The organism is uncultured Cyclobacterium sp., assembly GCF_963977555.1.
In the GTDB taxonomy this organism is placed as follows: domain Bacteria; phylum Bacteroidota; class Bacteroidia; order Cytophagales; family Cyclobacteriaceae; genus Cyclobacterium.
Map to the genome: position 1 here is coordinate 269,366 of NZ_CAXBPD010000003.1, position 14,220 is coordinate 283,585.

Annotated in this window: 9 protein-coding genes; 4 read left to right on the plus strand and 5 right to left on the minus strand. The window is 37.0% G+C overall.

The genetic code is table 11. The features are described from left to right. Nucleotides 1-195: 195 nt before the first annotated feature. Together AAC073_RS05145 and AAC073_RS05150 are read right to left on the minus strand one after the other, a co-directional pair. Nucleotides 196-831, minus strand: a complete 636-nt coding sequence (locus AAC073_RS05145) for a GntR family transcriptional regulator (RefSeq protein ID WP_339922771.1) — start codon at nucleotides 829-831, stop codon at nucleotides 196-198. Between the two features lie 341 nt (nucleotides 832-1,172). Further along, on the minus strand, nucleotides 1,173-2,798 hold the full coding sequence (locus AAC073_RS05150; RefSeq protein ID WP_339922772.1) for a hypothetical protein: 1,626 nt from the start codon (nucleotides 2,796-2,798) through the stop codon (nucleotides 1,173-1,175). Between the two features lie 465 nt (nucleotides 2,799-3,263). On the opposite strand from AAC073_RS05150, the gene AAC073_RS05155 reads away from it, so the two are divergent. The 4 genes from AAC073_RS05155 (at nucleotide 3,264) to AAC073_RS05170 (ending at nucleotide 8,729) form a co-directional block, all read left to right on the plus strand. After that, nucleotides 3,264-3,830, plus strand: a complete 567-nt coding sequence (locus AAC073_RS05155) for a DUF6252 family protein (protein WP_339922773.1) — start codon at nucleotides 3,264-3,266, stop codon at nucleotides 3,828-3,830. A gap of 227 nt (nucleotides 3,831-4,057) precedes the next feature. Further along, complete coding sequence (locus tag AAC073_RS05160; RefSeq protein ID WP_339922774.1) at nucleotides 4,058-4,735, plus strand: helix-turn-helix transcriptional regulator; 678 nt, start codon at nucleotides 4,058-4,060, stop codon at nucleotides 4,733-4,735. Between the two features lie 527 nt (nucleotides 4,736-5,262). Then, on the plus strand, nucleotides 5,263-7,746 hold the full coding sequence (locus tag AAC073_RS05165) for a DUF5686 family protein (protein WP_339922775.1): 2,484 nt from the start codon (nucleotides 5,263-5,265) through the stop codon (nucleotides 7,744-7,746). A gap of 314 nt (nucleotides 7,747-8,060) precedes the next feature. Next, on the plus strand, nucleotides 8,061-8,729 hold the full coding sequence (locus AAC073_RS05170) for an SGNH/GDSL hydrolase family protein (RefSeq protein ID WP_339922776.1): 669 nt from the start codon (nucleotides 8,061-8,063) through the stop codon (nucleotides 8,727-8,729). 71 nt (nucleotides 8,730-8,800) lie between these two features. Here the strand turns inward: AAC073_RS05170 and AAC073_RS05175 are convergent, their stop codons facing one another. The 3 genes from AAC073_RS05175 to AAC073_RS05185 are packed head-to-tail and all read right to left on the minus strand — an operon-like array spanning nucleotide 8,801 to nucleotide 14,214. Further along, nucleotides 8,801-9,679, minus strand: a complete 879-nt coding sequence (locus AAC073_RS05175) for a YicC/YloC family endoribonuclease (RefSeq protein ID WP_339922777.1) — start codon at nucleotides 9,677-9,679, stop codon at nucleotides 8,801-8,803. 17 nt (nucleotides 9,680-9,696) lie between these two features. Continuing rightward, nucleotides 9,697-13,128 (minus strand): biopolymer transporter Tol, encoded by a 3,432-nt coding sequence (locus AAC073_RS05180; protein ID WP_339922778.1) that lies wholly within the window; start codon nucleotides 13,126-13,128, stop codon nucleotides 9,697-9,699. 30 nt (nucleotides 13,129-13,158) lie between these two features. Beyond that, nucleotides 13,159-14,214, minus strand: a complete 1,056-nt coding sequence (locus tag AAC073_RS05185) for an FAD-binding oxidoreductase (protein ID WP_339922779.1) — start codon at nucleotides 14,212-14,214, stop codon at nucleotides 13,159-13,161. Nucleotides 14,215-14,220 lie beyond the last annotated feature (6 nt).

Below are 14,220 nucleotides of genomic sequence, written 5' to 3' on the forward strand. Positions count from 1 at the left end.
AAAAAAAATGAAAACAATACATATGGCACTTATATTCAATAGGTTAATACTTAACCCTGAGAGAATCTAATAAAAATAACTTGAGTTAAGTTTACATTTAAGAACTACAATAAAAAAAACACTATAGCACTCAAAATAATAATTAAGTGCAATCTATAAATTCAGCAACTTAGATGAAAACCTTGAATTCTGACATTACAAGTCAAGAGAAGCCATTTCCCCCCTAAGCAAATGCTTCTTTAGCATTTCTTCAGCCTTAGTTAAGTCTTTATTTTTAATAGCGTCCACGATCTCCCTGTGCTCTTGGTCAGTATGTTCGTAATCACTCATATGCACCTGAGTATGCCCCAATTTTTGGTGGAAAAGCGGGATATTACTCAATTGATAAATTTGCATCAACTTTTCATTTCCAGAAAGCTCAATCATTTTCTCATGGAACCTTACATCTGCTTCACAGGCTCCTTCAAAGTACTCACGCTTAAACATGGTAGTAAAATCATCGCATATTTCCTCCAGAAGGGAGATGTCATTTTGGTTCTGCTTTTGAAAGACCAACCTCAACGCACCGAGCTCGATAATTTCCCTGACCTCACGTATCTCCTTAACATCTCCAGGTGTCAAACTTTTAACAAAGAAACCTCCCTTTTCGCCAAAAACCACAAGGTTTTCACCAAGCAAACGATTCAATGCTTCCCTTACGGCCATCCTATTTACATTTAAATAGGTTGCCCAATAATCTTCTTTCAAGCGGATGCCTGAAACCAAATGATTGGACAATATTTTCCTTCTTAGTTCTGAATAGACCTTGAAGGAAAGTGAATCATTTTTCATTTACAGCATGTTAAGTTTACAAAATGACCACAAAATAACACAAAAAACACCATTAAAATAGGCTTTTTCACTCAAACCTTAAAATTGTAAACAAAATAACTAAATATTGGTAGGGAAATCAATCATTCCATTTATAAAAAATATTTAAGATAGAGCAAATCGAGGGACATCTAAATCCGTTCAAACCATAAAAAGAGTTATGATTTGAACTGATTTTATCGAATAAAATATTTGATATTATTAATAAACGGACTTGAAACGTGAAATTCGGAATGGTCCGGAACTGCTTAATACATTGGGTGAAATGCTGACTTATTCAGAATGCCATCTTGAACATTGACCTATTCCATAATTTCTACCAACATCCATCCCTCATCGGTTTTAACAAAGCGCCCCGTTTCGATATCGGCCATTCCAGCACCTATGTCCCCCATCATAGAGTTTATCATATTTCCAGACACGCCTCCTTTAATACTTTTTTTGATTGAATAGTCACATACAAATCCTCCCCGGTTGGCAGACTTTTCACAGGTGATTTTTCTAAAATACTCCAAAACCACCTCGGCATCTTTTAGGAACATTCCCCCTAACACTAAGGGTAGATTCATTGAATTCTGTTTGTTCAGTTTCGTGTTGCTTATTTGTTCTATTTTTTTGTTTTTTAAATCAACCTGACTTTGAATTGCAAACCTCATTTGAGCCTCTGTAGGCTCCCCGGAAGCAGTAGTTTCACGCATCATGTCATCGATTTTTTTTTGCGCTTGCAGTCTTGCCATCCGCTCCATTTCTTCTTCCTTTCTTTTTTCTTCAGCAATTAGTTTCTGTTCCAATCTGGAAGTCAGGCTTTCCAATCTTTTTACAGCAGGTTGACTTTCAAGGTTTGATAAAAACAAAGCTCTTTTCTCAATTAAATGATTTCTGTCTGTTAAAGACCTGAAATATTCTCCTAGCTCACTTTCATTGTTCTCTACTATCTCTGTTTTCAATTTTTTCATGTACAAAAACATACCGCCAACTATAGGTAACCTACCAAACTCCCCTGCATCCTTAACAATCATTTGGTAGAGTAACTCTACCTTAACCAAGGAAGTAAAATCATCCATTGCTATATTGTTAAGTTCCTTCTCCCTTATCACTTCAAATACTGAGGCAAAGACCGAGGACACATAAGCATCGCCCATCTTTTTAAGTTTTTCTTTTTGGTCAGAAGAGATTTTACTGTATAGTTCCCTATGATTGTTAGAGAAAGCTGCTATTTGGTCTACATGTACCATATTGAGTGGTTGTTGAACGATTTGTTCCATTTTTTCATGAAGCATCGCAAAAGCTGCATTCTTTTCTCTACTGACAACAAGGTCGTCAAACGTTTTTTTTTCTTCCGGGTAGAAATAAAAATAATCATGTCTCATAAAATCCCGATAGGAAAGCAATTCTTCCCAGCCCATTGATTCATTGGATTCCATTTTTAAAATCATGGAATCGTAATCTTTTTTTACCTTACTTAAATCTTTCGCCAATTTTGCTGGTGCCAGCAGAAGCCTCCCATCATCTCTAGGATTTAACAAGTGATAGTTTTCGTTTACTACCCGGTTGTATTTACGTACCCATTGATTCTGATCATTAGTTTTCACAGGTACGCTTTTAACTTTCATTGTATTTTTGCTGATACCTCCTGCTATCAAAAGCCCCCCCAATAAACCTGCCCCTCCATAGGCTGCCGCATTTTGTTCTTGACTTTCCAGCCCTATAAACACATCAGAATAATACCCATACGCACCACCTGCTGCGACACCCAAAAGGGGGGCAATAAGCCATACACCGTTCTTTTTCACTTTCCATTGAGGTTCGACCAAGATGGCCCCTCTCTTAGTATCCAACTTTTCTACTACGGTAGGTTTTTTACTGACGCAGGAATTACCTATTGAAAAACAAATACCTACCAGGATAACAATACATACATTTCTCATGTCAATACAAATTAGCTTAGGACTTCAGTTCTATTAACCAAGGTAAAATTTCAAGATGCGTTTTCAATCACCAATAATGGTGGTTTTATGCAAAAACCACAGGTAACTTTATTTCTGCTGGAAGAAAAAATGGCAATAATAGAACATTAGGCTGAAGATTGTAACGTAATGTATAAGGCTTAATCCTATCCTCCCAAGTAGCTGATAGCTGTTATTTAAATAAAAAGTAGAGAGCGTATCAGGCTTAAATTAGAATTTATGAGATCTAGAAGTGGAATCAGTGAAGAGAATATTTCAAAGACCATCTCTTCTAAAAACAAGGGGCACACTTTTGAAGGACAGAAGATTATTAAAAACCACCATTAATGGTGAGAAACATTACCAATAAACCAACTAATTTTATTTGAAAATAAAATTCTAGTTAGGCTTTAACAATTAAAATCTTCCACCTAAAAATTTAGCCCTATGAAAATTAACCTAAGCTTCATTTACCTAATTTTATTATTCGCTTGCGAACCTGAACAAATAAATCCGCAGGACAACGTTCAGACTATCACTGCAAAAATTGATGGTATTGATTTTAAGGCCTCTTTAGATCCGAATGACCCAAAGGATTTTGAAGAAATCGTCACAAATCAAGTTACTTTTTCAAGCGGACTAGGCTTTGTTTTAGCCATTGCAGGAGCAGATTTCAGCCTTGAAGATGCTGCCGTTGCAGACATTAGACTGATATTGATAGGACCTGAATTGGCTGGGTTAAAACCAGGCACCGTTATCAATTCAAGAGGTACTGATTCCGAACCACCCTACACCTCTTTAATGGCTGCAGGCGGTACGACTAAGAAACTGCTTAATGAAGAGAATGCCTATGTAGCGGATACCGACGACTTTGGTGATATCGAGGTAATCATAACGGCTTTTGACACTACAGCCAGACGTATGTCAGGCACCTTTGAATTTACGGCAATTGATCCAGACAATAACGTAACAGTTAATGTAACAGAAGGAGAATTCAAAAACATTAGCTGGTAGGAAAAGAAAAAGAGTAAACAAATAATAGTAAAAAGTATAAGACCTTGGAAATTTATTGCATTTAGGAGATAATTCCTTCTGGAAATTAGATAAATTCCATTCCCTACTTTTATTGCTCACTCCCAAAAATAGAAGCTTCAAGAATTACCTAGCCACGCTCACGAACAAAATTTCCATCCATTTAAAACAGTTCCTTAATTGTAGTCAACCACTAAAGGCTATATACAATGGAACCTATACTAACACCTGAACAGGAATTTATCGAAACAAAAATAAATGGGCTAAAAATTGCTGGAGAATGGATACCGGGCATCAAAATTGTCCAAAGCACTCAGCCTATTCAAAATTTATTTATCTGTAATCTTGGCTTGAAAAAATACGGTCTAACAGAAAAATTTTTTCGCCACCTTCCACTCCATGAATACAGAAAGCTTATTTTCAATCCTAAAGGGTCTAACACTTGTCTTCTTGAAAGGACAAATTCATGTAGTAGCGACATCTCTGCTAAAGAGCTGTATATTCGGTATGCTCAGCATCAGGAAAACCAAGAGATAGAATTAATAATAATGTATCATTTCTTACCTGATAGTGATGGAAACACTCAGTATTCCTTTACCCAAATTCTACCTTTAGGTTTTCAACCCTGGGTTATTCCAAAGGCTAAAAGGATAGCTAAAGAAGTGACTTTCCGTAAGAAAAATCAGAAAAAGTTTTCGCAGCTAACAGATAGAAACAAAGAGGTCCTTACCCTTATGGGGCGTTGTCTAAAAGCGGAGGAAATTGGAGACAGGTTATTTATAGGAACGAATACCGTAAACTCCCATAAAAAAAGAATCAAAGAACTGCTGGAAACCAACGACACCTGGGATTTAATCCAATATGGTTTTGCCTTTGACTTGGTATAAATTATCCGAAGTACGTATCAGACCTCCCACTGTCTGAATACATCTATTTGGAATTAAAAAGCAAAAAATCAGTCAAATCCCCATCTCAGTAAGCCAAATACCTTTGACAAACAGGCAAGATTTTTTTATAATTCACCCAGCTATATAAACCTAGGTATAACATTTTCGCCAAAAATAATCGTTCTTTAAAAGGTTAACAGTTTAGGTCATGTCTATTTTAAAATGATATTAACTCGGACTTAACCAATTAATCAAAAAAATCGGAAACACCTTGACAAGGTATTTTACCAAAATCATTTCCATTTTTTAGTGCATTTCCCCACAATTACTACACTTATTACCTGTTCCAAAGGAGCAAAGACCTATGAAAACCTTTTAGTTAAATCTTAGGATGGCTTCATTATAGTTTAAAATAATAATATTTTTTAACAATTTTATTCTTCCAAATAGAACTTTTGCCTACTTATTTCGATTAACAACCTATGGTAAATTACTTTTTGCCAAAGAAAATAATTAACGACTGAAAATTGAAAACAAAATCTTTACTTTTAATTTTTTCTATTTTATTCTCCATGTCTACTTATGGACAGGTAGTCATTAATGGAAAAGTTACAGATGCTGAGACAGGGGACCCTATTCCTTTTGCTTCAGTTATATTGAAAGGCACTAGCACAGGTAACTCAACTGATTTTGAGGGCAACTACAGTATAACAAGCAACAGTAGCGCAGACAGTGTTGAGGCCACTTATATAGGGTATACCCCTCAAACAAAAGCCATTGGCAGCGGAAACGCCCTTACCATTAATTTTCAACTCCGACCTTCTGACTTTCAAATGGAAGCATTTGTTTTTGAGGCAGGAGAGAATCCAGCATTCGAGATTATCAGAAAAGCGGTCGAAAAGAAAAAACAATTTGATAAAAGAAGTCTCGATTCTTACGAAACAAAAAACTACACCAAAATAGAGATTGACATTGACCATGTCTCCGAATCCTTTACAAAAAGAAAAGCTGTTCAAAAAGTAACAGCAGTTCTAGACTCTATAAAGCAGTTGACCAATGATGAGGGCGAAAAGATTTTGCCAGTATTTTTCTCTGAAACACTTTCCTCCTTTTACTTTAGAAACAACCCTGAACTAAAAAAAGAAGTAGTAGAAAAATCTAAAGTTACAGGTGTGGGTATTACAGATGGATCCACTGCTTCCCAAATCACCGGTTCCGCTTTCCAGGAATACAATTTTTACAGAAACTGGCTGATTATTTTAGAAAAAGAATTCGTCTCCCCAATTGCAGATGGATGGCGTGGTTTTTATGACTACGATCTAATGGATTCTGTCAAAATTGGTGAGGACTCCGTTTATGCCCTGCAAGTTTATCCATTAAGAGAACAGGACTTGGCATTTTCCGGTACCATTTGGATCAATAAGAATACCTATGCATTGAAACAGGTAGACCTTACGATCCCAAAGGAGGCCAACCTTAATTTTATTGAAAGAATTAAAATCCAACAGGAGTTATCACCTACTCAGGAAGGTGCACTAATCCCTTCAAAGACTCGTGTTCAAGTAAAAATAGGGCAGATAACACCCAAAACGGCAGGCTTATTGGCCAAATTTTATACTGCTGTTGACAGTGTGAATACTGGGAACCCAAAGCCTACTTCCTTTTTTAATCAGGCCGTTGTTCTTAAACCCGATTTTGATACCGAGGGGGAGGAATTTTGGAACCAAAACAGAAAGGATCCGCTAACCAACGAAGAGCTGGCAGTTCTACAAATGGTAGACACTTTAAAAAAAATACCTGTAATCAGGTTTTACTCAGAAGGCTTGAAATTTCTCGCTACTGGTTATTTACCAATTGGCAAGTTTGATCTGGGGCCTTGGCCCGGTTTCTTTAATTACAATAATGTAGAAGGAATAAGGTTAGGTGCAGGTTTACGAACCAATTCGAAATTCAGTAATAAATGGTCACTTATGGGCTATGTTGCTTATGGTCTACTGGACCAACGCTGGAAATATGAAGGAGCAGTAACCAGAATTTTGGACAGGGAGAGGTGGACTACTGTAAAATTATCAACTCAAAAAGAAATAGACCAGGTTGGACTGGAGATGGAAAATTTGGATGGGAATAGTGTTTTCTTGGCCGCAAGTAGATTTGGCACACTAAGAAAACCTTTTATATCTACCAACCATCGACTCGACATTAAAAGAGAATTATTCAAAGGGCTAACCCTTTCAGGAGGACTTAAATCAAATCATTTTGACCCTTTGTTCAATTTCTACCACATGGACAATGAGGGAGATTCTGAGCTTATAACAGAATACAGAACCACTGAAGCTAAAGTAGGCATTCGGTATGGAAGAGACGAAACCTTCATCATTAATGACAATGAAAGGATTTCTTTAGGACCTTCCCGTTGGCCAATTTTCGCACTTAATTATTCTCAGGGTTTTAAATGGCTAAAAGGCGAATACGATTACTCCAAATTGAATCTGACCATTTCTCAAAAACTAAACATGGGCATGTTAGGTATTTCCAGATATGAAGCGGAAGCAGGTAAGGTTTTCGGGGAAGTGCCCTATCCTATAATGGAAAACCACTTAGGAAATGAAACTTTGTTTTATACTTCCGCAGCATTCAACACGATGAATTTCAATGAATTTGCTTCCGATCAATACTTTAGTATTCGATATAGGCACTTTTTTGAAGGTTTTCTTTTGAATAAGATTCCATTGATTAGAAAATTAAAATGGAGAGCTGTAGCCAATGCCAATGTGCTTTTTGGTTCGGCTAGTGAGGCCAATAAGTCTCATGCACCGGTGATGGATCCTGAAGGCTTTGCTTTACAACCTTTTGGAAGCCTTGACCCTACGCAGCCCTACCTGGAACTAGGATATGGTGTTGAGAATATTTTTAAATTTTTTAGAGTGGATTTCTTTCACCGGATGACCTATCTGGATGACCCTGCAACCAAACCATTTGCTGTCAAAGTCAGTGCCCAAATAATTTTCTAAATTTTGTTCCCTTGAATTATAGCAAGCTCTAACATAGAAATATCAGTACTTGATAGTCATCCAAAGAGATAAAATTGCTCAATTAAAAAAATAATCCTAGTTTAGGTACTTGGCAAACATAGATCAGGGAAAAGATTTTCCCTTCTAAAGAAAAGCTACTTCAGAAATTTAAGATTTAAGGAGAATGAGAATACTCCCTTGCCATCGAATTTGAAGTTATCCCTTTCCAAGAGTGATAAACGCTTGTACAATGAGGAATAACGAGGTTAACTATAATAGAGGATCATATAATGTATATATTCCAATATTTTAATATGAGAACATGCAAAATCAAATCCTTAATTATCCTTATTCTAATAATTCCCATAACGAGTTTTCATCAAAATAAACCTAAAATCCTTATTATTGGAGATTCAATTTCCATTGGATATACTCCTTATGTGAGGGATAAATTAGAAAACGAGGCAATTGTTTTTCATAATCCAGGAAATGCCCAGCATACTGGAACAGGTCTGGAGAAAATCGCTGAATGGATTGGAGATGAGCAATGGGACATTGTACAATTCAATTGGGGATTATGGGACTTATGCTACCGCCATCCAGATTCAAAAGTCCAAGGTAATAGAGATAAAATAAATGGGCAAATCACTTTTTCCCTGGAAGAATATGTTGTAAATCTTGATTCAATTGTCTCCAAATTAAAGGCAATCTCTGACGCTAAATTAATCTTTGTAACTACCTCCTATGTCCCTAAAGAGGAAGCTGGACGCTATAGCAAGGATGCCATCCGCTATAATGCTGCTGCAAAAAAAGTCATGAAAAAACATTCGATTGTCGTAAATGATATTTACAGGCAAACCATCCCTATCCACAAACAATATGGTAAAGGGCCAGATGATGTACATTATACCAATCAAGGATATAAAAACCTAAGCGAACAAATAGCAAATTTTTTAAGGGATGAATTAAACAATAAAAGGTAAGTAGAACATCACCACTTACCTTTTAAACATAAAAAAATTGCATTCTTGTAGGAAAGCATCTGCTACCCTCACTAAATGATGTTCAAAGCCTGTTCTTTGATCTTCTCCAATTCATCTTTCATATTGATTACATAGTGTTGTATGGAGGAATCGTTTGCCTTGGACCCTATGGTATTGATTTCTCTACCCATTTCTTGACTTACGAAACCCATCTTCTTCCCTTCAGATTTATTTGACCTTAACACCTCTGCAAAAAGGTTCAAATGAGCCTCTAACCTAACAACCTCTTCCGTGATGTCTAACTTCTCAAAATAATAGATAAGTTCTTGCTCAAATCGGTTTTTATCAAAATCCTGATCCTTTACCCATTCAGAAAAATTATCTCTAATCTTCTCTATAAGCCTGTTTTTACGAACAGGAACCAAGGAATTAATACTGTTTAGGCTTTCTGTAATGACAGCAAGGCTTTCTTGAAATTTCTCCATTAGCACAGCGCCTTCATCGATTCTAAATTGGTCGCAGTCTTTCAAAGCTTCTGCAAGAACTGGTAAAATAATTTTCCAGGCTTCATTGTAATTAGACTTCTCTACATTCACAGTAGTGACTCCTGGAGACTGTAGGGCCAATTTGAATATATCTGTGGTCGAACCTTTGACCATTTCGGCCATTCCTGCATATTTCTCGTAATACCTTTGAAAGAGCTCCTCTTGTATTATTATAGGAAGGTCGTCTTCTTTTTTGGCACTAAAATCAATGGAAACATTGACTTTCCCTCTTTCAAGAATGCTAGAAACAATGCTTTTTACTTCTGTTTCCTTTTCTGAAAACTGTTTTGGAGCTCTGAAATTCAGGTCTAAAAACTTGGAATTTAAGGTTTTAACTTCTACTTGAACTGTAAAATTAGCGTCCTCATATACTGCCAGGCCAAAGCCTGTCATTGATTTTATCATTTCAAAAGATTTTGTATCTAAAAATTATAACCCAAAGTTACATAAAATCTCGTTTTCTCAACCGTATAATTCCTTATTGGTCTTGCTGCATCAAACTTCACGTAATAATTTAACAATACCGTCCTTACCCCTGCGCCATAACTCTGTAGCCATGGGTTGTTGAAATTATTTAGCGTAATGACAAATGGTGAACCTTCGGTATTGATTACTTCTGTGTTTTGATCATTTACACGCTCCCAAGGAGCAGAATCTGACCAGGAAGAACCAGTGTCATAAAAGCCAACCAACTGAAAATTCCTAATGAAGTTTGAAGTGATGTTGCCCCTAGACAAGTAAGAAAACAATGGAATCCTTAACTCTGAACTAAAAGTAATGACATTATTACCTCTGATTTCATCATAATCGAAACCGCGAAGATCTACAAATTCAGCAAAGAGCAAGTTAGAATTTTCGACTCCGTCCTCATTTCTGATAGGCGAAACCTCTGGTCTATTGGAAGGTGGTTGGTAAAACTTATTAAATAACCAATTCTGCATCCCTCCAACTAAATATTTTTGAGGATTGCGCCCGAAATAACCACCTGCATACAGTCTGGTGGCAAGGGTGATGTTTTTATGGATTTTCTGATAATTCCTTAAATCCAGGAAGACATTACTAAAAGATCTTTCGCTTCGGTTTAGCCCTTGGTAGTGTAGCATACCTATTTTGCCTTTAAACCCTTGCTCCATGTACAAGCCCAAAAGCCTTGTTTTGTCTATGACCAATTCTGCTCGACCACCGGCATAATTGACATCCAACCGATTTTGGGTTGGGTCAGTCCCTCTAATAATTGAGTCTGGGTTTAAGTTAAAATATTGGGTTTTGGCAATAAAAGGAGACAAACTCACCCTAGCTCCTGTTGACAAAGGGTATGAAATACCAATCTCTGTTTTGCTAAGGATATATTTTTGGAAGGTAAGATCGCCTTCATTTCTCAATATTGAGCGACGATCAAATCGCCCACTAAAGTCCAGCTTGTATTTTCTATATTCGTATTCAAAATAAAGGTCACTTCCAGACTTGAAATCCAAAGCAGTTAAAACCCCTCCTTTAATGGCGTGGTTGTCTAGCAAGTCAGTCATTTGACCACTAATATTTAATCCAAAACCCCTCAATGGGTCAACTACGAAGGATGTATTGAGACTACTTGTTATAAATTGTGGCACATAATCTCTTGGACCTTGTACCTTCTTCACCATATTCTGCTTCCTAAAGGCATCCAGAATATTGCTCCTTCTGTCTGCGAGACCTGAGGGATCTTCCAATGGCTTAGAGGACTCTTGTCCATAAAGGTTTGGTATGGTATCAAAGCTGTAATTGTCGGTATCAAGACCACCCTCTGTCTCAAACCTTAACCTGTCCACATTGATAGCAGCCGTTATGGGTTGATTTTGAGAAGGGACGCTATCAGTAAGGGATGTGGACCTATCAGGTAGGTTGGCCCCTGCAAGTTGAGGATCACCTCCTGATAAAAGCTCTTCCAGATCCACTCCAGATACACTGGTATCTGCAGGAGTTAATAGAACGCCGCTATCCTCTTCCCCACTGCTTATAGGATCTTCACTGGAATTTTCAACCGATCTTTCCTCTTCTTGTCTTTGTATTCTTCTGTTGGATATCCTTTCGTTTACAATTTTAGCCTGCTCCAATTGGATCCGAGGCGTGCTTGGGGTAAACTGGTCCATATTGGGGAAGTTTTCCAAAATAAGTTTACTCTGACTCCCATCCTTAATGGAATAGGCCCATTTGTTGTTTTCTAAATCATAATCAAAGGACTCTATGCTCTTATTAAATGCAGAAACCTGACTTGAAACATTACTCCCTAGACCTAATCGCATCAAATTAGTAATTCCGCTCTGCTCACTAAGGAATAAAATAGTAGCATTGTTAAGCTTCTTTGGATGCAGGTTGATGTGATTTACATTGGTTAATTTGGTTTCTATTACCGAATCTCCCAAATCCAACTGATATATATTATAGTAATCAGGGAAATTTTTAACATCTATTACTCCTTTTAACAAACTGTCTGCCAGGTCGACTTTATTGGAGGCATAAATAATAGTAGTATCATTCAGGTAAATAGGTGTTCGGTTGTCAAAGACATCATTAGTAATTCTTCTCCCCTGACCTTTCAAATTTAAAGTATACACATCTGTATTGCCATTGTTTATAGCGGACAAAATCATGGTACGCCCATCGGGAGAAAAATCAAGGTCTAAAATTTGGGTAATGTTTCTTAGAAATATTTTATCTTGACTACTTCCGTCGATTGCTCTCATTCTCAAGGTCGTTACTCCCCTTTTGAATGTGCCTATCACTAAATTCAGGGTATCTCTCCAAGCAATAGTAGGCGTACTGTAATCTGCCTCCTGTTCAAAAGAAACATAACCTCCTTTATAGATCACCTTTTCTCTGCCCGAAGAAACCTCCCTGACTTTCACTTTAAATTTCCCTTCAACATTTTCTACATAGGCAAGGTTCTTGCCGTCAGGGCTAAATCTGATACCTGTAATCTCACCAAAGCGATTCTTTGAAGTAACGTTGATTACATTTTCCTCATTGATGTCTTTAAAGTTCTCAAATACGCCTGTATTGATGTCTTTGTAAAATTTGCTCCACTCAGTAGTAAAATCTTTGAAGCGACGACCTAGGGTGTTCGCTATACTGGTTCCTTCGTTTCGATTAATCCTACTTAGGTTAAGAATGCTGGAAATGTACCTTCTTCCATATTTTTCAACCACATAATTCCAAATAGACTGCCCTACTAGGCCAGCCTCTTCATTTTGAAGCTTAAATAATTTCGGATTATCATTGTCTCTTAGGTAGTGACGGACAAAGTCATCCATTTCTCGGCTCCAACCATAGGCCAAGTAATTAGCCGCTCCATCTATAAACCAGTCCGGGAAATTATTCACAAGGTTGGCCTGGAAAGCATCAGAAATGCTTGACCCATACAGCATCTCCTCAATGATTACTTTAGAAGTTTTGTATAATAATTCTTTCTTAAAAGATTCCCATGATCCCGAATAGGCTGCTTCGGCAAGGAGTTTACTAAAAAAAGTTTGCCCATCTACAGTAAAATTATTCGAGTTGAGATTTAAATTACTTTCAAGCAGCTCTTGTTTGGAGTTGTAAATAAAAACCTTGGGCTTGGTATAAGCTACATAACCTATGGACTGCGTTAAGTTATCAAATTCACTTTCTAAAAATTCTATAGCCCTACGTGCATTTGTTTGTCCACCATCATAATAGTACACCTCAAAATTATTGGATGTAAAAAAATACCATTCTTTATTTTTATGCTGAACCCTGTTCTTTCCAAATTTCTCCTTGTTGAACTGCGCCATTAACTCACCGCTAGTGAAGCAAGAGCTAAGGATCCATATTAATAATAAATATTTAAGTCTCATTTACGTGCCTTAGAATTATTAGCCAATGTTTTAAATATACTTAAAAAATCTATTTATGTTCACTTCTTTATGAGGTTCCTCACCCCAAACCATAAGTTTTACCATCTGATCACTCAAATATGGCATAAACGATACTCCCTTAGCTCCAAAGCCACCGAACAAGTAAACGTTATCTTTGCTAGGATGTTTTCCAAGAACGGGTAATCTATCTCTTATCCCAGGCCTGATTCCTACTTGGTGGTCCAGGATTTCTACCACTTCACGATCGATTAACTGTCCTAATTTATCAAGAATTTCCATTTTTCCTGCATCTGTAGGGCACAAATTGACTTCAGAATTATTGTAGGTAGACCCAACCTTACCAATTCCTCCACCCAGATCTATTCTAAACACGCCTCTATTAACTATTTCGGAAGAAAAGAAATCTTGCTTCACCGTCAATATTTCACCTTTCACTGGGATAAAAGGTATCCAGTCAAAAAAAGAATTGTTCCTCGCTTGGATGCCGTTAGCAAACACAACCTTCTTAGCTAGAATATCTTTAAATTGCCAATGCCCTTCTTGAGTTTGTACTAGATCATTTTCTGACATCACATAATTAGTCAGTAAGTTTCGCTCTTTTAACCATTCCTCATAACCATTGACCAATTCCCGAGTATCAATATAGCCAGTAGACTTGAGCAACAATCCCCCAAATGGATCCTTTACTCCTTGATTTCGCGTTTGGGAAAAGACCTGATCTATATAATCATTAAACTGAGGATCAGCACTTTTAGCAACCCATTCATTTTGTTCTTCATAAGAAACAAAAGGGCGGTATATTCCTACTGGATGTACGAATTTTTTATTAAGTAAGACCTCCATCTCGCGATAAAACACCTCTATTTCTTTAAAAAGAGCATCAGCTTGCCAGGTTTTTACCAAATTCCTACCCGTTACAGGGTTATAAAGTCCAGCAGCGATCTTAGAGCTGCTGTTAGGATCACCATCATCTATCAAATGAACACTAAAACCTTTTTGAATAAGTCGATGAGACAAAACGGTTCCTGCTAATCCCTGACCAATAAGTAAAAAATCCACTTCCATGCCTAA

Coding starts and splice junctions, on each gene's coding strand:
- AAC073_RS05175 (WP_339922777.1), bottom strand. CDS start 9,679: ATGATAAAATCAATGACAGGCTTTGGCCTGGCAGTATATGAGGACGCT.
- AAC073_RS05145 (WP_339922771.1), bottom strand. CDS start 831: ATGAAAAATGATTCACTTTCCTTCAAGGTCTATTCAGAACTAAGAAGG.
- AAC073_RS05170 (WP_339922776.1), top strand. CDS start 8,061: ATGAGAACATGCAAAATCAAATCCTTAATTATCCTTATTCTAATAATT.
- AAC073_RS05180 (WP_339922778.1), bottom strand. CDS start 13,128: ATGAGACTTAAATATTTATTATTAATATGGATCCTTAGCTCTTGCTTC.
- AAC073_RS05150 (WP_339922772.1), bottom strand. CDS start 2,798: ATGAGAAATGTATGTATTGTTATCCTGGTAGGTATTTGTTTTTCAATA.
- AAC073_RS05185 (WP_339922779.1), bottom strand. CDS start 14,214: ATGGAAGTGGATTTTTTACTTATTGGTCAGGGATTAGCAGGAACCGTT.
- AAC073_RS05155 (WP_339922773.1), top strand. CDS start 3,264: ATGAAAATTAACCTAAGCTTCATTTACCTAATTTTATTATTCGCTTGC.
- AAC073_RS05160 (WP_339922774.1), top strand. CDS start 4,058: ATGGAACCTATACTAACACCTGAACAGGAATTTATCGAAACAAAAATA.